The organism is Pontibacter actiniarum, assembly GCF_003585765.1.
In the GTDB taxonomy this organism is placed as follows: domain Bacteria; phylum Bacteroidota; class Bacteroidia; order Cytophagales; family Hymenobacteraceae; genus Pontibacter; species Pontibacter actiniarum.
Genome location: NZ_CP021235.1, coordinates 1190359 through 1210205, shown reverse-complemented (window position 1 = coordinate 1210205; position 19847 = coordinate 1190359). Strand labels below are relative to the sequence as shown.

The following is a 19847-nucleotide window of genomic DNA, read 5'->3' as shown; positions in this document are numbered from 1 at the left end:
ACAAAAGCTGCTGCTCGTGCTCCTAATTCATTTTGTATAGTTTGCGCTGTTTGCTTAGGCTTCTAAAACCACTCCCATATTAGAGAACTTCTCAATGCGTTCCATAATACGGTCTTCGGCATTTATGGTTCCCAGTTCATCCAGCAGCTTAATAATTTCTTTCTTAAGCGTACGCATCATCTTGCCCGGCTCCAGGTGTGCCCCACCAAGCGGCTCCTTGATAATGCCGTCTATCAGCTTGTTCTGAAGCATATCGCTTGCGGTTAGCCGCATAGCCTCAGCAGCTTGTTCTTTGTACTCCCAGCTTCTCCACAAGATAGTAGAGCAGTTTTCAGGGGAGATTACGGAATACCAGGTATTTTCCAGCATCATCACGCGGTCGCCGATGGCAATGCCCAAGGCACCTCCCGAGGCACCTTCTCCAATAACAATACAGATTACCGGCACCTTCAGCATGAACATTTCCTTCAGGTTGCGCGCAATAGCCTCGCCCTGGCCTCTTTCTTCTGCTTCAAGCCCCGGAAACGCTCCTGGAGTATCTATAAAAGTAACAATGGGCTTGTTGAACTTCTCTGCCATCTTCATCAGGCGGAGCGCTTTACGGTACCCTTCCGGATTGGCCATACCAAAGTTACGCATCTGGCGCTGCTTGGTATTACGGCCTTTCTGCTGGCCAATAAACATGATGCTGCGGCCATCCACTTCCCCAAAACCACCTACCATAGCTTTGTCGTCGCGCACGGTACGGTCACCGTGCAGCTCCACAAACGTATCAGTTATACCATGGATATAATCGAGAGTATAAGGGCGCTCAGGGTGGCGCGACAACTGCACACGCTGCCAGCGAGTCAGGTTTGCGTAGGTTTCTTTTTTCAGGTTCTTGATTTTCTCTTCCAGAGCCTTTACCGCCTCCGTCACGTCTACCTGGCTTTCGTCTGCCAGTTTCTTCATCTCCTGAAGTTTGCCTTCAAGGGCAGCAATGGGTTGTTCGAAATCTAAAAGCATAGTTTTCTCGCTTGTTTGGAACACAAATTTAAGACTTTCCGGCAATGCACGTAACAGAAGAGAGAATTTATAAGCGCATTAAAAATTAATCCATCTGTAAATGAACGCGTTTAGTATTCCGGGCGAAAATATAGCGTTAAAATGATGCAGAGGACTTGCACAATTAAATCCGAGGACATACCTTTGCATCACTTTAACGAACAAGGTTAAGGAAAAGACAAACGGTCTGGTAGTTCAGTTGGTTAGAATGCCGCCCTGTCACGGCGGAGGTCGCGGGTTCGAGTCCCGTCCAGACCGCAGATTTTACTGCGGTTAAGCAAGAAGAGCAAACGGCTCCTCAAAACATCAAGTTATTGGTCTGGTAGTTCAGTTGGTTAGAATGCCGCCCTGTCACGGCGGAGGTCGCGGGTTCGAGTCCCGTCCAGACCGCAGATTTTACTGCGGTTAAGCAAGAAGAGCAAACGGCTCCTCAAAACATCAAGTTATTGGTCTGGTAGTTCAGTTGGTTAGAATGCCGCCCTGTCACGGCGGAGGTCGCGGGTTCGAGTCCCGTCCAGACCGCTCCTTAAAGGAGCTTGAGTTATACTCAAGCTCCTTTTTTTATGCCTCAGCTTCTGTAACAAGAAAAGGGCGAATGTGATACATCCGCCCTTTTCTTGTTATTATATGTTATGCAACTGCTATTCGTGGTAGTTTAACACACGGTGCCCACCTTCCAGCAGGTAGCTGTCGCGCTTGAACAGCTCAATGTCAGCCTGCATCATATCTTTCACAAGTGCTGGCAAGTCATACTTCGGCTCCCACTGCAACTTAGTTTTGGCCTTCGTGGCATCGCCAATCAGCAAGTCCACTTCTGTTGGGCGGAAGTAGTTCGGGTCTACACACACGACGTTTTTGCCCAGCTCCAGCTGGTAGTCAGGGTTTGTGCAGGCGGCCACATAGCCCTTCTCCTCCACTCCTTCTCCCCTGAACTCAATCTCAATGCCTAGTTCGCCGAAGGCCATTCTCACAAAGTCGCGCACGGTTGTGGTAACGCCGGTGGCAATCACATAGTCCTCCGGCTCGTCCTGCTGCAGAATGCGCCACATGGCCTCTACATAGTCCTTGGCGTGGCCCCAGTCGCGCTTGGCATCGAGGTTGCCTAGGTACAGGTCCTCCTGCAGCCCCATAGCGATACGGGCAGCGGCACGCGTGATTTTCCTCGTCACGAATGTCTCCCCTCGCAGCGGAGATTCGTGGTTAAATAAAATACCGTTGCAGGCATACATGCCATAGGCTTCGCGGTAGTTAACTGTAATCCAATAGCCGTAGAGCTTTGCCACCGCATATGGAGAGCGCGGGTAAAACGGCGTGCTCTCTGACTGCGGCACGGCCTGCACAAGCCCGTAAAGCTCCGATGTGGAGGCCTGGTATACTCTTGTCTTCTCGGTTAAGCCTAAGATACGGATAGCCTCCAGAATACGCAGCGGCCCCAAACCATCGGCATTAGCCGTGTACTCAGGCGTGTCGAAGCTTACTTTCACATGGCTCATGGCCGCGAGGTTGTAGATTTCGTCCGGCTGTGTCTCCTGGATGATACGGATCAGGTTGGTCGAGTCGGTAAGGTCGCCGTAGTGAAGCTTGAAGTTGATGTTCTTCTCGTGCGGGTCCTGGTATAGGTGATCGATTCTGTCTGTATTGAATATAGAGCTGCGGCGTTTGATGCCGTGCACTTTGTAACCTTTGCTTAGTAGCAACTCAGCCAGGTATGCTCCGTCCTGACCGGTTACACCAGTTATAAGGGCAGTTTTCATGCGGTAAAGGGTTAGTAAAAGTTTGGTATATTATGAACGGGTATATATACTACACTTCTACTAATTTGTTTTTAAAATCCGCATATGCTAACGCAATTCCTTCCTCTAGTTCTACTTTATGCCTGAAACCCAGGTTGTGCAGCTTGGTCACGTCCATCAGTTTGCGCGGGGTGCCATCCGGTTTGGAGGCGTCAAACTCCAATTCCCCCTCAAAACCCACCACATCTTTCACCAGCAGCGCCAGGTCCTTTATGGAAATATCCTCGCCGGTGCCAATGTTTATGAGCTCCCTGCCGTCGTAGTGCTCCATCAGGAAAAAGCAGGCCTCGGCCAGGTCATCGGCAAAGAGGAACTCACGGCGGGGGCTTCCAGTGCCCCATACGGTCACGACAGGGGCTCCAGCCTCCTTCGCCTCATGAAACTTGCGGATGAGCGCAGGCAGCACGTGGGAGTTGTTCAGGTCGTAGTTGTCGTTGTAGCCGTAGAGGTTGGTAGGCATGACACTGATGAAGTTGCAACCGTACTGATCGCGATAGGACTCGCACAGCTTAATACCGGCAATCTTTGCAATGGCATAGGGCTCGTTGGTCGGCTCCAACTCCCCTGTCAGCAGATACTCTTCCTTAAGCGGCTGGGGTGCCAGCTTCGGGTAAATGCAGGAGGAGCCCAGGAACATCAGCTTCTCCACCCCGGCCCGGTAGGCAGCGTGGATAATGTTGGCCTCGATCATCAGGTTGTCGTAGAGGAAATCGGCCCGGTACGTGTTGTTGGCCACGATGCCTCCAACCTTGGCGGCAGCCAGAAACACATATTCGGGCTTTTCCTCGGCAAAGAATTGCTCTACGGCTAACTGGTTTCTCAGGTCCAGCTCTTTGGATGTTCGGGTAATGAGGTTTGTGTAGCCCTCCTTCTGGAGCTTACGCAATATGGCGGAGCCAACCATTCCTCTATGGCCCGCCACATAAATTCTTGAATTTTTAAGCATAAATTATGTTGAAGCAACGCTTGTGAAAATAACAGGGGCATTAAATTACACCCTTATTCGTTTCCACAGAGACTTTGTTTCATTGTCTTCAGCATAATATCCGTAGCCGTAGCCATAGCCGTAACCATAGCCGTAGTTAAGCTTCTTGTAATCCACATCATTAAAGAGGATGGCTGTATTCTTTATCTTTCCGGACTCGTACTGCAGCTGTATGTTTCGCAGGAAGTCTTTGATGGTGTAGTCCTGACGCACCATAAACACATTCGCATCAGCTATCTGCATCAGTTCCAGGCCATCTGAAAGAATGCCGACAGGCGGTGTATCCATGATGATGTAGTCATAACGCTCCTTTAGCTCCGCCACCATCGCCGACATGCGACCGCTTAGCAACAACTCGGACGGGTTCGGCGGAATGTCGCCGGAAGGGAGCACATGGAGGTTCTCCTGAATGGTGGTATGAATCACCTCTTCTAAAGAAATGTGACCGGCCAGGAAGTTACTTAAACCGGTGCTGCTGTTCACGCCAAGGTCAGTGTTGTTATTTGGCTTGCGCATATCTGCGTTTACCAGAAGCGTTCTTTCACCGGAAATAGCAATAATGTAGGCCAGGTTCTTGGCTGAGAACGTCTTACCCTCCCCGCTGATGGAGGATGTGATAACAATGATTTTTCCCCCCTCCTGTACGCCGTCACCGACACTGGTCATGTAACGCAGGTTAGAGCGAACCGTACGGAACGCCTCTGCCAGCGCCGATTTAGGGCTCATGTTGGCCAGCAGGTTAGACTCCTTCTTGTTATGGCCGACAAGCCCCAGCAGCGGCATCGCTGTATACTTGGCAATATCCTCTACGGTGTGAATCTTATTATTCAGCAGCTCTTTCACAAATATGAAGGCCAAAGGCAGACCAAACCCGATAATAAAGGCGATACCGTAGTTTTGCAGTGGCTGAGGAGCAATTTGCTTGTTAATCGACCCTTCTTTCAGGATAGTCACATCTGATGTGTTGGCAGCTTTTGCGATCCCAGCCTCTGCACGCTTCTCCATCAGGAAAACGTACAGGTTCTCACTTAGGCTGTAAAGCCGTTGGATATTGATTAACTGCCTTTCAGAGGAAGGTAGTTGTTGCAGGGCCGCAGCGGCAGTTTGGATGCGCTGGTTAAGGTTCCTGAGCGCAATCTGGTTGGCGTCTTCTAAGCTGCTGAGGTTCTCGAGTAAAGACGCTCTTACTTCATTCAGCTGCTGCCGCTTCAGCTTTATACCCGGGTTTGACTGACCCTGGTTATTAGACGCAACGCTGAGTTCTGTTTGCAGCGTCACCAACTGAGAGACTAAGGAGTTAAGGACAGGATCTCCTATGCCCAATGTTGCGGGCGCCTGTATCTGTTCATTTGTCTCTTCTTTCTGAAGGTAATTAGACAGGTAGTCATAGTACCTGGAGTTCATCAGCAACTCGGCTTTCCGCTGCTCCAATGCCTGCAGTTCTCCTGCTACTTTTGCCCCCTCAGCACTCAAATCCATCGCCGCATTGCGCTTTTTGAAGTCTTCCAGCCGAGATTCTATAAAGTACAGGGAGTCGCTAATCTGCTGTAGCTGCTGGTCTATGAAGCTAAGGGTATTAACAGCATCTGCATTTTTGATTGCCAGGTTGTTCTGCGCATACGTGACCATGTGCGCGTTCAGGTAATCGATATCCTTTTTAGGCGTTGTACCTGTAAGCGTCAAAACCAAAGCAGAGGCATCACCCCCATAAGGAGCTACTGACAGATTAGATGCATAGCTTTTAGCCAGATCATCTAAATCATTGATTACAAAAAGCACCTCGTTTCCTTCGAACGGCTCCGGTTTCAACAGGTTAATGGTAAAGGCGAACCCATCCATGAGGTAAGACTTACCAAAAAGGAAAGTCTTATCAGTAACTTTTTCTTGCCACACTAGATTCTCCGTTGATAGGGTATAAGTATTGTTATCTACTAGATCCACCCTAAACTCAACTCCATACGGAACAGAAGCCGCAGTAGAATCAAAGAGAACATTAATTGGAGCCTCAGCCTTGTACGCTTCTGACAGAAGCACATTGCCTTTGATGAAATAGCTAACACGAAAATCAAGCTTAGACAATGTCCTAAGTGCTAATGACTTTGTCTTTAAAATAATTGATTCGTTTGTTAAACCTTGAGCCCCTTTATATAGGTCGGTTCCATACAACAAAGCGGCAGGAGATGCTCCCTGTGCTGCATCTCCCGAGACCATTACGGAGGAGTTTATTTCGTATTGGGGTATTGTATATCTGTTAACCAGATATGCCACAGATAAAGCGACAGCTATGCTCAGGACAAACAAATACCATTTAGATACAGCCGAGTTTAAGACTGCTTTAAAATCAATAAAGCTATTGTCTTCAGAATTATATGTCGATTCCAACTTATTAAGTTATTGTATTCTTGTAATTAGAAGTACGATAGATGCCACCAGACCAAAGCCTAATGAGAAGGTTCCCAATACGTTTTCACGAATGAACTTGGCTGGTAACGGGTCAACAACGATCATATCGTCCGGCTGGAGGTAGAAATTATTCATTGCCAGCGTGTTATCATTCAAAAGGCTAAAATTGTATAGCTTTGCTTTACCATCTTCATAGCGTACCAATCTGATTTTTCCACGATTCGCATAGTCAGACAAGCCTCCTGCCGTTGCAATGGCCTCCATCACGTTGATGTTGTCCTGATAAGTCGTAAACTGCCCTTGCCGGGTAACCTCCCCTACAATCGTGTAGCGAAACGTAAGCAGGCGGAGGTTTACAGTGGGGTCTGCCAGGAAAGGCTTTAGAGCCTCGGTGACTTTAACACGTGCCTCAGGCATCGTTAAGCCTGCCAACTGCACCCGTCCGACCACCGGCAGCAGAATCTCACCTGAGGTATCTATCGTATACCCGCTTAGTACTGGATCATCAGAACTGGAAACTGTAGCGGGAGTGTTCAGAAAGTTGTACTCGGTAGGAGTTGTGGTCTGCACCTTCAGGGAGAGCACATCCCCTGCCTTCAAAGTATAAACAGGTTTATCCAGGTCAAAGGTCTTCAGTAGTTCATCTGCATTGCCTTGGTTTTTCACCTCCGGGTTTTCCTGCAGCAGTATAAGCTTTTTCTGTGGTACGCAGGAGGCGAAGATGACCATCCCAAGCAGTACCCACCATGCGATAAGGGTGTTGCGCATTCTATTGTTTTTCGTACTCGTTTGTCTCAATTTACGGCCTTTGTTACGCCGCCTGCTTCTTTTCAAATGGTGAAATTATGAAATTATTGCATCATATAGCAGCTTTATCCTTCATTATATTTCATAAAAGGAGTTAAAACTGCACCTGAATTCCGTTGGTAATGGCATAAACAAAATTAGTGATCGGAACAATGGGCTCGTCTTCATAGGTGCAGCTAAAGTTTGTTTTAAAGGTGAACCTGTTGCTAAGCTTTACCAGAAGCGTTACATCGCCGCTCACCCGGTTGCGGAACTTGCTTATGTTGTCATCATAGCCAAACTGATAGTATACGATCCCCTCGGTGCTTACGTTTTCATTGATTTTTGCCTTCGCGCTCACGTAATTCGTGGATTTCAGCAGGTCGGACACCATTAACCTCTCCTCCTGCTCCGGGTTTTCCCACTCCTCATGCTCATGCATCAGGCCGGTTCCCAGATAGATACCGCTTTCTTCATCCTTCAGCAGCCGGTAGCGAATGCCGCCTCCTGCCAGCGTCCGCAGCTCCAGTCCGCGGGCTTTATCCGCCTGCAGCTGCGTGAACAGCTCGTAAGAAAGCCTGCGTTCCCGCAAAAAGTTTACCCTGAAGTGGGAATACCCGGTGCTTGCCACCGTGTTGCGCAGCTCTTTGGAATCGTAGTTTACCAGCAGGTAATTATAGTAGTTCAGGAGCAAGTAGCTGTGCCTGCCGGAGATGTACGCAATATCTCCGTTAAAGGTCAACTGAAGGTAGTTGTTGGGGTTATCTTTCCCCGCATTTCGATTAAACATGGAAAAGTTAACACCTGCCTTGCCCGTAAAGTAGTTGGCAGAGTCTCGCTCTACCCGGGCTCGTTCCACATTAAGAATCTGCGCCTTAACACAAGATGGGGCAAAGCTTAATACAATCAGAAAGAAGACGGTGAGACACGTGTAACGTTTAGGGTGCATACAAAAAGAAAAGTTAATTAAAACGGAAAACCTGGCCCGTTGAGCAGAAACATTCTTCCAATTCTAACGCTTATAATAGAAAGGAGCAAATCTGATCGCCATGACGCAGGGCTGCAGGCCGGGCTGAGCGCTCTCTGTTTGCTCCCTTTGTACTATTAACCAGCAACAGCCATGTCACGAAGTTCAAGAGAGTTGATCGGAGCGCTGCGCGAAACCGCGAGCCGGCTGACCAGAGGAGCCAGCTACCAGTGGGGCCATATGGGCAGCTGCAACTGCGGCCACCTGGCACAGACCATCACCAAGTACAGCAAAGGGAAAATCCACGGAGCCGCTATGTGGCGCTACGGAGACTGGCGCGAACAGCTGCGCGACTACTGTCCGCACAGTGGGCTCCCACTGGATGAAGTGATCGACCAGATGCTTGATTACGGGATAACGCGCGCAGAGCTCGCCCACCTCGAAAGTTTAAGCGACTCTGCTATCCTTTGCGCGCTGCCGGAGAACAGAAGGCACCTGAGACACAACCAGCGCGACGATGTTGTACTGTACCTTCACACCTGGGCAGACCTGCTGGAGGCGGACCTTCTCTCCCAGGACTTGCTGCAGGAGAATCTCGACCACGTACAAGTATAAGCCCACCCTTCGGAAGCGCCGAACCTGAAGGGTGCGTTTTTTTCTTTAGCTTTGGGTATAAAAAAAGAAATCCCAGGTATGCAAAAGGAAGAAACCATAGCCGCAGCAGCAACTTATGTAAGGAACCTACTCTCCGGTGAGGGCTCAGGCCATGACTGGTGGCACATCCTGCGTGTGTGGAACAACGCCAAAAGTATAGCAGCGCAGGAAGATGCAGATAGGTATGTAGTGGAACTGGCGGCACTGCTGCACGATATCGGCGACCACAAGTTTCATAACGGAGACGAAACGGTAGGGCCGCGCATGGCCCGTGAGTGGATGGAGCAGCATGCAGTTGATGAAGACACGGTGCAGCACGTGTGCCAGATTATCCGCGATTTGTCTTTCAAAGGGGCAGGCACTTCATCAGCCATGGCAACGCTGGAGGGCCGGGTGGTGCAGGACGCAGACCGGCTGGATGCCATTGGCGCCATCGGCATTGCCCGGACCTTTGCCTACGGTGGCCACAAGAGCCGCGAAATGTACAATCCGGGCATAAAGCCGGTTCTCCACGACTCCTTTGAAGCGTACAAAAACAACACCGCGCCCACCGTCAACCACTTTTATGAAAAGCTTTTGCTGCTGAAAGACCGTATGCATACAGAAACGGCAAAAGAGCTGGCGCAGCAGCGCCACCAGTACATGGAGGAGTTCCTGGAGCAGTTTTATGCAGAATGGGATGGCAAGAGATAACCATTCGCCTGTACACCAGGGCCCTACCCCTCCCCGTTTCAACCAGTCAAAAAACTGAATATACTTCATGGAGATTCCTTTACTCTCAGACATAGTTATTATCCTTGGCCTAGCGGTGGTGGTGATTCTGCTCTTTCAGCGGTTTAAGCTCCCCACCATTCTTGGGTTTCTTGCAACGGGCGTAATTGCCGGGCCGCACGGCCTGAGCCTTATCCACGCGACCCACGACATTGAGATATTAGCAGAGATAGGGGTTATCCTGTTGCTGTTCATCATCGGCATGGAGTTTTCCCTAAAGCAGCTGGCCATGATCAAGCGCACAGTTTTGCTCGGAGGCACAACCCAGGTGCTGGCAACCATTGGTCTGGTGGCGCTGGTGATGCAGTTACTGAACTTTACCTGGAGCGAGTCGGTGTTTATGGGCTTCCTGATTGCCCTGAGCAGCACGGCTATTGTCCTAAAGCTGCTGCAGGACCGGGGCGAGATCAACAGCCCGCAGGGGCGCGTGGTGCTGGGTGTGCTTATCTTTCAGGATATCATTGTGGTGCCTATGATGCTGCTCACCCCGCTCATGGCAGGTGGCACAGAGGACATCGGCACCGCTCTTTTGCTGATGGGGCTGAAAGGCGCTTTTGTGATTGTGTTTGTACTGATAAGCGCGCGGTACCTGGTGCCCCGTCTGCTCTACCTGGTGGCCAAAACCAAGAGTAAGGAGCTGTTTATACTTAGTGTCGTGGTAATATGCTTTGCCGTGGCCTGGCTAACCTCCAGCCTTGGCCTTTCGCTGGCGCTAGGGGCTTTTATGGCGGGTTTGATTATATCCGAGTCAGAGTACAGCCATCAGGCAACCAGCAACATCCTCCCGTTCCGCGAGATCTTCACAAGCTTCTTTTTTGTGTCGATCGGCATGCTCCTGAACTTTGGGTTTCTGCTTCAGAACCTGCCCCTTATCCTCTTTTTCACAGCCCTGACATTCCTGTTGAAGGGTGTAGTGGCCACGGTGGCGGCACGCATGCTCCAGTACCCTTTACGGATATCGCTACTGGTAGGCCTCTCGCTGTTCCAGGTTGGGGAATTTGCCTTCATACTTTCCAAAACGGGCATTAGCAGCGGGTTGCTTTCGGAGGAGACCTATCAGTATTTCCTCTCGGTTTCTCTGCTCACGATGGCCGTCACGCCTTTTGTGATCGGCAGCTACCGCAAGCTGGCTGACTACATCGCCACGCCTTTTAGCTCCTTGCAGGAGCCCATGCCTTTCAACCACCAGTCTGATGACGCGCACAGCCCTCTCCCTGAACTCGATGACCACATTGTTATTATTGGATTCGGCATTAACGGCCGAAACGTGGCAAAAGCAGCCCGACACGCCAAAATCCCCTATGTTATTGTGGAGCTGAACGCCGTAACCGTAAAGCATGAGCGCAAGCTGGGGGAGCCTATTGTCTACGGCGATGCTGTGCACCCGATGATCCTGTCGCACATCAACATGTACAAGGCAAGAGTGGTGGTGGTTGCTATTTCAGACCCCGAGGCCACGAAGCGCATCATTGCCACGGTCCGCGAGATTTCCGACAAAGTGCATATTATCGTGCGCACGCGCTTTCTGCAGGAGATGGAGGAGAATTACAGGCTGGGCGCCGATGAGGTGATTCCGGAGGAGTTCGAAACCAGCATTGAGATTTTCACGCGGGTCCTGAACAAGTACCTCATGCCCCGCGACAGCATAGAAGCCTTCACCCAAATGATCCGCTCCGATAACTACGAGATGCTCCGCAGCATTACCACCAACCGCAATTCGGACACAAGCAAGCTCGCACTGGACTTGCCGGACATTGAGGTGGCCAGCCTGCGGGTATTCACCTCAGACCCGGAAGTGGTGAACAGGCCCCTCCTCGACGCAGACATACGAAGCCGGTTCCAGATTACGGTGGTTGCCATCAAGCGGGCAGAGCAAACCTTGCTGAACATCAACGCCCAAACACAGATACAGCAAGGCGACCTGCTGTATGTGGTGGGCAAACCTGGCGATGTGGTGCGCTTCAACAATTTCCTGAAAGGGCCTTTGTAAGCACAAGATAACCGTTCATGAAGAGGCTGAAGGCAACTACAGCTTCTCTATCACCTCTTCCACCTGCTTTTCTACTTTTCCTGCGCCCGCTTTAAAGTTGCTGATAGCCCCCTCTGACCAGCCACGCCACAGCAGCATGTTAGACCTTGGGTTGATAAGGTCGATGATGAGGGTGCCCTTTTTGAAGAGGTCCACGCTGCGATAGCCCGGCATGTCTGAGTGGCCGTAGTCATAGCGGTAGCCACTCATGTACCCGTAGCTATAGCCAAAGCCTTTGTTGAACTGTTCGGTTCGGTCCTTCTCAGCCGGCACCGATACGCTCACATCGTAAGCCACCAGCACCTCTGGGTTGCTCTCGACCTTGGTGTACCCCTGCTCCTGCAGCTCCTGCTCTACCGCCTGCCGAATATGTTTATCCAGGCTGGGCCTGTAACCGCTCAGGTAGTCGGCCTCAGCCGCCGGCGCAGGCTGGTACCAGGCATAGGTCTTATAGTTGCGGAGGTTGGTGGCGTAGGGCGCTTTGATGGCGTTTGCCCCCAGCGAGGCAGACGTTGTAACGCACGAGGGCAACGACACGGTGGCAAGAGCAAGGCACAGAGGCAGCAATGCCTTTAAGGATCTTTTCATAGTATGGCAAGTGTAAGGTTCTACCTGTGGCTGTGCTATGGTAAGCACCGCCACAGGTATGTAAATATAGTCAGAAGTACACGAAGTGCCATACCCGGCCGCACATTCCGGGTGTTGGCCGCCGCTCGCAGCCCAACACCGTACCTCGCCCCACACGCTAACCTTCAGTAAAAAAGGGCGGTAAATCACCCCCGGAGCTGCCACAGCAACTCAATTTACCAAAATCTCGTGTATGAGAGGGATAAAGTATGACTGATAACTCAAAAAAATAAAACTATGGCAGATGTATCCACACACGTTCCGAGCCCGCCACCACAGTGGGTAGAGAACTTTGCTAAATTCGGTTTAACCGCCAAAGGGGTCGTGTATTGCCTGGTAGGCATTATTGCATTTATGGCTGCCTTTGAGCTCGGAGGCCAATCTACCCAAAACGCCGGAAAGTCCGGCATTCTAAAAACAATACAAGACCTGCCGGCCGGAAACGTGCTGCTGGGTATAGTGGCGCTGGGCCTGCTCTGCTACGCCATCTGGCGGTTTATCCAGGCTGTAAAAGACACCGAGGGAAAGGGCTCCGATGCAGAAGGCATAGGCAAGCGCCTGCGCTACCTGTTCAGCGGCCTGGTATATGGCGCCCTGGCTTACCTGGCCGCCAACATGGTGCTTGGGAACAGCAGCGGCGGCAGTGGTAGCGGTGGCTCCCGGGAAACCCTGGTCTCTAAACTGCTCGCCCAGCCCTTCGGCCAGTGGCTGGTAGGCATCGTTGCCGTCGCAACGATGCTGGTGGGCCTTTACCAGATTTACTACGGCTACTCCGATAAGTACAGAAAGAAAGTGCGCAGTGCCGGCCTTAAAGACGAAGTGGAGCACCAGATGATTCGGGCAGGCAAGGTGGGCTATATGGCACGCGGCGTGGTATGGCTGGTTATCGGCTATATGTTTCTGCAGGCGGCCCTGCAGTCCAACCCGCAGCAGGCCGGGGGCAGCAGCGATGCCTTTCAGTTTATCGAGAACTCCACGTACGGCTCTATTATACTTGGGGCGGTAGCCCTGGGGCTGATCTGCTACGGCGTTTTTATGTTTATGCGCGCCAAGTACCAGCCGATCTACACCACCTCCGGCGCCTCCTAGAAGGGCCGCCATTCCAGCGTATACAGAACAGTTATATACATTCCATTTCTTTGCAGTGCGCTACCCCAGGAACATCCCACTCGGCAGGTTAATCCTGGGGTAGCGCACTGCACCTTTAGTACAGAATATACCCTACTACCTAGTATTACCGCTCTCTTCCCTGTCCTCTCAACATAGCACCTATAACACAAGCCGCAGGAGCTACTCCTGTCAACATCCTCAGCCCACCACTGCATAAAAACAAGCCAAAGCTGGCCTTTAGAAAAACGCAAATTGCACTATAAGCACAAGAGAATATTTCCCATATAAGGAAATAATAAAAACATAGCGTAATAATAGATTAAGTTTAGTTACTTAAAGCTACATTTGCTATAGGCTCCCGGAGCTTGTGAAATTATACTTTTTGCATAACCGAAACTTATTATCTTTATAGAGGCACAGCATCAGCTTGTAAACAAACTAAATGAAAAATTCGCCCTTTAAAATCTTTATCCTGGACGATGATGTGTGGTACAGTGAACTGTTAGAGTACCACCTTTCCCTAAACCCAGACTACGAGCTTAAGAAATTCCACTCAGCGAAAGATTGCCTGAGCAATATGCACCAACGCCCGAACGTGGTGACGCTGGACTACTCCTTGCCAGACAAAAACGGTGCGGAGGTGCTGAAGAAAATCAAGGAGCTGAACCCGGACACCCAGGTGGTGGTGATCTCCGGGCAGGAGGATGTGGCCACTGCCGTAGACCTGCTCAAGAAAGGCGCCTACGACTACATCGTGAAAGACGAGGACACGCCGGAGCGCCTTTGGAACACCATCAACAAGATTCGCGAGAACGTTTCGCTCCGGGAGGAGATAGACCAACTGCGGGAGGAGATTGTCCAGAAGTATGACTTCAGCAACTTCATCATCGGAAACAGCGATGCCATGAAACGTGTTTTCGTTATGATGGACAAGGCCGCCAAAACCAACATCACCGTTTCCATAAACGGCGAGACAGGAACAGGCAAGGAACTTGTTGCCAAAGCCATACATTACAACGGCCCGAAGAACAAGAAGCCTTACGTGGCCGTGAACGTAGCTGCCATCCCCCGGGAGCTTATCGAAAGCGAGCTGTTCGGGCACGAAAAAGGCGCCTTCACCGGTGCCGTTTCGCGCAGGCTGGGCAAGTTCGAAGAGGCAAACAAAGGCACCATCTTTCTCGATGAGATTGGGGAGCTGGACATCAGCCTGCAGGCCAAGCTCCTGCGCGTGCTGCAGGAAAAGGAGATCACCCGCGTAGGCGGCAACACCGTGGTACCGATCGATACCCGCATTATAGTGGCCACGCACAAGAACCTGGCGGATGAGGTGAAGAAAGGCAACTTCCGGGAAGACCTTTACTACCGCCTGCTCGGCCTACCGATTGAGCTCCCTCCCCTGCGTGACCGGGGTGCTGACATCCTGGTGCTGGCGAAGTTCTTTATGGACGCTTTCGCTAAAGAGAACGGCATGGGCCGAAAAACGCTCTCGGCCGAGGCGCAGGAGAAACTGCTCGCACACCCGTACCCGGGCAACGTGCGCGAGTTGAGAGCGGTGGTGGAACTGGCAGTGGTGATGGCCGACGATGACGAGATAAAGGCCAACGACGTTAACCTGGCGGCAAACAACAACGAGAAGGACTTCCTTGCCACGGAGCGTAGCCTGCGGGAGTATACCACCGACATCATCCAGCGCTTCCTGAACAAGTATGACAACAACGTGCTGCTGGTGGCCGACAAGCTGGACATCGGCAAGTCTACTATTTACCGCATGATACAGAACAAGGAACTGACAACCAACTGATCCTCTCTTACGAGGATAGCTATCCAAATAGCGCCTACTTCGCACATAGGCGCTATTTGTGCAACTGAAAGGGCAGGCTGCCCCGCACATGCCCGAGTACATTTATATTTTTTACGGCTACAATTACACGCGGCCGACAAGCGAGATCGCGTGCACCGGAAAGGTTTTTCTGCATGAAAAGCAGTACATTGCCGGTGCAATTCATACTATATGGCTATAGTACATACACGAGAAGAACTGCATGACCTGCTAAAGACTGAACGCGAAGCCCGCCTGGCTGCTGAAAAGCAGGCCGAGGCGCACCTTCGCGAGCTGGAGGCGTTGCGAAAAGCGAAAGAGGCACCGGCGATCACCTATGTGCAGAACTGGCTACTCAACAACCTGAAGTACGCGGCCGTTGTCACGGACAGCGCCGGCAACATCATGTCTATCAATGATGAGTTTGTAAAGCTGTTCTTACTGCCAGCGCCGCAGGAAGCATACATTGGAACACCACTCGAGGAGCTGGAGAAACAGACACTCCTCTCCCACCTGATACCGCACCGTGAGGCCCTGGCCAACGGCAACCTGTACGACGATGCCACCCTGCCTGATGGCACCGTAGTGGAGCGCGAAAACATGCCACTGTCAGACGGGTCGAACCACTGCGGCACGGCCTGGTTTTACCGCGATGTTACTACAAGGCGCCAGCGCCTCCGCAAGATGGAGCTGCAGTCTGAGCTGCAGGAGGAATATCCTAACCCGGTGCTTCGGTTAAGCTTCCAGGGCGAAATCCTCTTCGGCAATATTGCCGGCCATGATTTTCTGCAGGAAGTTGCAGAGCGCAGGCAGGCACTCCAACGCCTGCTGCTGCTACACATCAACCACCTGAAGATAGAGGAGCATTCCAAACCGGCCTCCTTCGAGAGCTACATTGCCAAGCGATTCTACTATATCCTGATCATCCCGATACCGGACAAGGGGTACTTTAACCTCTACATGACGGACGTTACGGAGCGCCGCAAGGCGGAGGATGCGCTGAAGGATAGCCAGAACTTCGTCAGGAACATTGCCCGCACGATTCCGAACATCATCTATATCTATGACCTGGAGGAAAACTCCTGCATCTACCTGAATGAGCAGGTACAGAACCTGCTGGAGTTTAGCCAGGAAGAGATAGAGGCGTTTGGCCGACGCGTGCTTTCTTCGCTTATAATGCCGGAAGAGCGATACAAGCTGCGCCAGCACGCCCTGCGGATGGCACAGGCCAAGGATGGAGAAATCCAGGAAGTAGAGTACCTCATCCGCTCCAAAAGCGGGCAGGTAAAAAACCTCTTCTGCCGCGAGAGTGTGTTTAAGCGCAAAGAAAACGGCCAGGTAAAGCAAATTATCGGTTCGGCGGAGGATGTAACCAAGGTACGCGAGCAAAGCATGGAGCTGCGGCGCCAGAAGGAGTTTTACGAGTCCATCCTCAACCACATCCCTTCCGATGTGGCCGTGTATAACCGCGACCTGCAGTACCTGTTCCTTAACCCGGCTGCCGTTGCAGATCCTGAGCTGCGCCAGTGGATAATCGGGAAGACAAACGAAGACTACAGCCGCCTGCGCGGAGTACCGCCCGAGCGCATGGAGCACCGCGGAAGGCACTTGCGGCGTGTGCTGGAAGAGAAAAAACGTATCGAATTTGAGGAAAAACTACAAACGAAGAACGGTGACTACACCTACCACATCCGCAGGCTGAACCCGGTCCTGAACAAGGAGGGCGAGGTAGAGCTGGTGATCGCCCACGGCCTTACCATCACAGACCTTCGCCGGGCGCAGGAGGAGATTATGGCCAGCGAGTCGAAGAACCGCGCCATACTTGCCGCTATTCCGGACCTGATGTTCATCATTAACGAGGAAGGAAACTACCTCGACATGAAGAACGTGGACCAGAAACACCTCCTGATCCCTAAGAATGATGTGATCGGCAACAACATCTACAACATACTGCCGGAAGCGCTTGCCTCTAAAATAATGGGGCTTTTGGTGCATGTGATTAAAACAGGCTCTTACGAACGAATCAACTATGACCTGGAGCTACCAGAAGGGCTCAGGCACTACGAAGGGCGAATCCTGAAGTACAGCGACAACGAAGTACTGGGCATTATACGCGACGTAACCGAGGAGAAAAAGGCGGCGAAGGAAGTAGAAGAGAAAAACGAGTTTATCAGGCAGGTGCTCAATGCCAGCCCAAGCCTGATTTATGTGAAGGACGGCGAAGGCAGGTTTGTGCTGGCGAACCAGGAGTTCGCCAAGCTGTTCGACATGCCGCTGCAGGACCTGATCGGATCCAGTGGTTTAGACATTCACCAGCAAACAAACGAAGCCGAGTTTTACCTGAAGGTAGACCAGCAGGTGATTGAGGAGAACCGGGAAATAAAGCTCCTGGAGCGCCACACCACCAAAAGCGGGGAAACACTGTGGTTTAACACCACGAAGAAGCCGATCGTCACCAGCGATGGGCAAACCCATGTGCTGGGCATCTCCACCAACGTGACGGAGCAGCGCCTGGCTAACAAGCGCCTGCAGAACAGCGAGGAGCTGCACCGCCTGCTCTCTGAGAACTCCAAGGACATGGTAAGCCTCCACAACCTGGACGGCAGCTATATTTATGTATCCAAGGCCGCCGAGGAAATGCTGGGCTATACCCAGGCAGAGCTCCTGCTGATGCACCCGCGTGAGATCGTGCACCCCGATGACTTAGGGCAGGTACACGAGCAAGGCTATATGGAGGCCCTGGAGCACTGCCAAAACACCACAGTGCAATACCGCATGCTGCGCCGCGACGGCTCCGTGCTTTGGGTAGAGACAAGTATAAAACCAATTCAGGACGCAGCCCAGCAGGTAACAAAGCTGCAGGCTGCCACCCGCGACATCTCGGATCGCCGCAAGGCCAACGAGGCGCTGAAGAGAAGTGAGAAGAAGTACCGCGACCTGATTAACTACAGCCAGGCCTTTATCTGTACCCACGACCTGGAGGGCACGATACAGTCGGTGAACCCCTACCTGCTCAACATGCTGGGCTACGAGATGGAGGAAATGATCGGTTACAACCTGATTGACTTCTTCCCGAAAGACGACAGGGCGAGCTTCTACCTGTACCTAAAGCAGTTTGAGGAGAAAAGCGTTGTGGACGGTGTGCTTACTATCCTGAACAAGGAGCACGAAGAGCGTTACCTCTACTACCAGAACTACAAGGTGGAAGAGCCGAACATGGCTCCTTACATCATTGCCATCGCGCAGGACATAACGGACCGCATGCGCACCGAGCAGCAGCTCATGAAGGCCAAAGAGGCCGCCGAGGAGTCTGCCCGCGTGAAGGAGAACTTCCTGGCGAACATGAGCCATGAGATCCGCACCCCAATGAACGGTATACTTGGCATGGCCGGCCTGCTCCGAAAAACAGAGCTGAACGAGGTACAGCTGAATTACCTTAACATCATACGCCAGTCGGCCGACAACCTGCTGGTCGTTATCAACGACATCCTGGATATTGCTAAAATTGAGGCCGGCAAGCTGGACCTGGAGGAGATACCGTTTAGCCTTACCGAGGCCGTGCAGTCTGCCTTCCAGACCTTTATTTATAAGGCGGAGGAAAAGGAGATCGGCTACATACTTGAGCCTGTAGAACTGGAGCACACCATGGTGGTAGGCGACCCTTACCGCCTGAACCAGGTGCTGCTGAACCTGCTCAACAACGCTATCAAGTTTACCGACGAGGGAAGCATCAGGCTAAGCTGCCAGGTGCTAGAGGAGAGCGATGCGGAGCTTACGGTACAGTTTACCGTGGCCGACACGGGTATTGGTATTCCAAAATCCAAGATGGAGTACATCTTTGAAGGCTTTACACAGGCCTACTCCAGCACAACCCGCAAGTATGGCGGCACCGGCCTGGGCCTCAACATCTGTAAAAACCTCATTGAGATGCAGCACGGGCGCATCTGGGTTGAGAGCGAGGAAGACAGCGGAAGCGCCTTTAACTTTGTGCTCACGTACCGCAAATCAAAGGCGGCTGAATCGGAGGCTTATGAGGAGGCGATAGACTTTGGCAGCCTTGGCACGATTGATGTGCTCCTGGCTGAGGACAATGAAGTGAACATCTTCCTGGCGCAGTCTATTCTGGAGGGTTGGGGCGCACGAGTGGACGTAGCCTATAACGGGCGCGAAGCCGTGGAGCTGGCCGAGCAGAAGCTGTACGATGTGGTGCTGATGGACATACAGATGCCTGAGCTGAGCGGCATCGACGCCACGCACTTTATCCGGTGCTTGGCGGATACGGCCAAAGCAAGCGTGCCGATCATCGCCCTAACGGCCAATGCGCTGAAAGGAGACGCGGAGAAGTACATTGCCGCCGGCATGAACGACTACATCTCCAAGCCGTTTGAGGAAGAGAAACTATTCATGAAGATAGCTGCTAACCTGCCACAAAGGCGGCCGCAGGTATCGGGAACGAAGTTTTTACAAGATAAACATATCATGCAAGAAATTGTAAATGAGCCACTCTACGACCTGGCCATGCTTCAGAAAATGTCGAGAGGAAACGAAGCTTTTATAAAGCGCACCAAGCAGCTGTTTATTGAAACCGTGCCTGTAACGGTGGCAGATATGCAGGAGAAACGCGACCAGGCAGACTGGACGGGTGTAAGCGCCGCAGCACACAAGCTTAAGTCCACCATCGACACCATGCGCATCGAGAAGCTCAAAGATGTGGTCAGGGAGATAGAAAGCGGGGCTAAGGCACAGGAAGACCTGGAGGCTGTTCAGCAGAATATCGAACTGCTATCCCACGTTATGGGCCAGGTAGTGGCACAGCTGCAGGCAAGCCTGAACTAGCAAGAATATACCGGATTACCAAA

General features: G+C 51.8%; 13 protein-coding genes and 3 tRNA genes. 9 read left to right on the top strand and 7 right to left on the bottom strand.

The window, feature by feature from the left end; all coding sequences use genetic code 11:
* Positions 1 to 54: 54 nt before the first annotated feature.
* On the bottom strand, positions 55 to 1005 hold the full coding sequence (locus CA264_RS05235; protein WP_025605202.1) for an acetyl-CoA carboxylase carboxyltransferase subunit alpha: 951 nt from the start codon (positions 1003 to 1005) through the stop codon (positions 55 to 57).
* A gap of 223 nt (positions 1006 to 1228) precedes the next feature.
* On the opposite strand from CA264_RS05235, the gene CA264_RS05230 reads away from it, so the two are divergent.
* The 3 genes from CA264_RS05230 to CA264_RS05220 all read left to right on the top strand — a co-directional run bounded on the left by CA264_RS05230 (position 1229) and on the right by CA264_RS05220 (position 1566).
* Positions 1229 to 1302 (top strand) — tRNA-Asp (locus CA264_RS05230).
* A 58-nt stretch (positions 1303 to 1360) separates the two neighbouring features.
* Positions 1361 to 1434 (top strand) — tRNA-Asp (locus tag CA264_RS05225).
* Positions 1435 to 1492: 58 nt separating this feature from the next.
* Positions 1493 to 1566 (top strand) — tRNA-Asp (locus tag CA264_RS05220).
* A 119-nt stretch (positions 1567 to 1685) separates the two neighbouring features.
* Here CA264_RS05220 and gmd read toward each other — a convergent pair.
* The 5 genes from gmd to CA264_RS05195 form a co-directional block, all read right to left on the bottom strand.
* Positions 1686 to 2798 (bottom strand): GDP-mannose 4,6-dehydratase, encoded by a 1113-nt coding sequence (gene gmd / locus CA264_RS05215; protein WP_025605200.1) that lies wholly within the window; start codon positions 2796 to 2798, stop codon positions 1686 to 1688.
* A gap of 49 nt (positions 2799 to 2847) precedes the next feature.
* The gene (fcl, locus tag CA264_RS05210; RefSeq protein ID WP_025605198.1) at positions 2848 to 3783 is read right to left on the bottom strand and encodes a GDP-L-fucose synthase; all 936 of its coding nucleotides are present in this window, start codon (positions 3781 to 3783) and stop codon (positions 2848 to 2850) included.
* A 45-nt stretch (positions 3784 to 3828) separates the two neighbouring features.
* The gene (locus tag CA264_RS05205) at positions 3829 to 5715 is read right to left on the bottom strand and encodes a GumC family protein (RefSeq protein WP_025605196.1); all 1887 of its coding nucleotides are present in this window, start codon (positions 5713 to 5715) and stop codon (positions 3829 to 3831) included.
* Between the two features lie 498 nt (positions 5716 to 6213).
* On the bottom strand, positions 6214 to 6993 hold the full coding sequence (locus CA264_RS05200; protein WP_025605194.1) for a polysaccharide biosynthesis/export family protein: 780 nt from the start codon (positions 6991 to 6993) through the stop codon (positions 6214 to 6216).
* 133 nt (positions 6994 to 7126) lie between these two features.
* Entirely contained in the window at positions 7127 to 7870 is a 744-nt protein-coding gene (locus CA264_RS05195) for a DUF481 domain-containing protein (protein ID WP_025605192.1), read from the bottom strand.
* 261 nt (positions 7871 to 8131) lie between these two features.
* On the opposite strand from CA264_RS05195, the gene CA264_RS05190 reads away from it, so the two are divergent.
* The 3 genes from CA264_RS05190 (at position 8132) to CA264_RS05180 (ending at position 11393) form a co-directional block, all read left to right on the top strand.
* Positions 8132 to 8593, top strand: a complete 462-nt coding sequence (locus CA264_RS05190; protein WP_025605190.1) for a hypothetical protein — start codon at positions 8132 to 8134, stop codon at positions 8591 to 8593.
* Positions 8594 to 8671: 78 nt separating this feature from the next.
* Positions 8672 to 9325, top strand: coding sequence for an HD domain-containing protein (locus tag CA264_RS05185; protein ID WP_025605188.1), 654 nt, complete (start codon positions 8672 to 8674; stop codon positions 9323 to 9325).
* Between the two features lie 67 nt (positions 9326 to 9392).
* Positions 9393 to 11393 carry a monovalent cation:proton antiporter family protein gene (locus tag CA264_RS05180; protein ID WP_025605187.1) on the top strand — a complete coding sequence of 667 codons (2001 nt, stop codon included), beginning with the start codon at positions 9393 to 9395 and terminating at the stop codon, positions 11391 to 11393.
* Positions 11394 to 11429: 36 nt separating this feature from the next.
* On the opposite strand, the gene CA264_RS05175 is transcribed toward CA264_RS05180, so the two are convergent.
* A complete protein-coding gene (locus CA264_RS05175) occupies positions 11430 to 12020 on the bottom strand; it encodes a DUF4136 domain-containing protein (RefSeq protein WP_084196155.1) in 591 nt (196 codons plus the stop codon).
* A 276-nt stretch (positions 12021 to 12296) separates the two neighbouring features.
* Between CA264_RS05175 and CA264_RS05170 the strand changes: the two genes are divergently transcribed.
* From CA264_RS05170 to CA264_RS05160, 3 genes are all read left to right on the top strand, one after another.
* Positions 12297 to 13148, top strand: coding sequence for a DUF1206 domain-containing protein (locus CA264_RS05170; protein WP_025605185.1), 852 nt, complete (start codon positions 12297 to 12299; stop codon positions 13146 to 13148).
* Between the two features lie 463 nt (positions 13149 to 13611).
* Complete coding sequence (locus CA264_RS05165; RefSeq protein ID WP_025605184.1) at positions 13612 to 14970, top strand: sigma-54-dependent transcriptional regulator; 1359 nt, start codon at positions 13612 to 13614, stop codon at positions 14968 to 14970.
* A gap of 210 nt (positions 14971 to 15180) precedes the next feature.
* Complete coding sequence (locus tag CA264_RS05160; protein ID WP_025605183.1) at positions 15181 to 19824, top strand: PAS domain S-box protein; 4644 nt, start codon at positions 15181 to 15183, stop codon at positions 19822 to 19824.
* The last annotated feature ends 23 nt before the right edge of the window (positions 19825 to 19847 follow it).

Bases quoted from the DNA above. Each gene is read 5' to 3' on its own strand.
- CA264_RS05235 (WP_025605202.1), bottom strand. From the start codon at position 1,005: ATGCTTTTAGATTTCGAACAACCCATTGCTGCCCTTGAAGGCAAACTT.
- CA264_RS05180 (WP_025605187.1), top strand. From the start codon at position 9,393: ATGGAGATTCCTTTACTCTCAGACATAGTTATTATCCTTGGCCTAGCG.
- CA264_RS05185 (WP_025605188.1), top strand. From the start codon at position 8,672: ATGCAAAAGGAAGAAACCATAGCCGCAGCAGCAACTTATGTAAGGAAC.
- CA264_RS05175 (WP_084196155.1), bottom strand. From the start codon at position 12,020: ATGAAAAGATCCTTAAAGGCATTGCTGCCTCTGTGCCTTGCTCTTGCC.
- fcl (WP_025605198.1), bottom strand. From the start codon at position 3,783: ATGCTTAAAAATTCAAGAATTTATGTGGCGGGCCATAGAGGAATGGTT.
- CA264_RS05165 (WP_025605184.1), top strand. From the start codon at position 13,612: ATGAAAAATTCGCCCTTTAAAATCTTTATCCTGGACGATGATGTGTGG.
- CA264_RS05170 (WP_025605185.1), top strand. From the start codon at position 12,297: ATGGCAGATGTATCCACACACGTTCCGAGCCCGCCACCACAGTGGGTA.
- CA264_RS05160 (WP_025605183.1), top strand. From the start codon at position 15,181: ATGGCTATAGTACATACACGAGAAGAACTGCATGACCTGCTAAAGACT.
- gmd (WP_025605200.1), bottom strand. From the start codon at position 2,798: ATGAAAACTGCCCTTATAACTGGTGTAACCGGTCAGGACGGAGCATAC.
- CA264_RS05200 (WP_025605194.1), bottom strand. From the start codon at position 6,993: ATGCGCAACACCCTTATCGCATGGTGGGTACTGCTTGGGATGGTCATC.
- CA264_RS05190 (WP_025605190.1), top strand. From the start codon at position 8,132: ATGTCACGAAGTTCAAGAGAGTTGATCGGAGCGCTGCGCGAAACCGCG.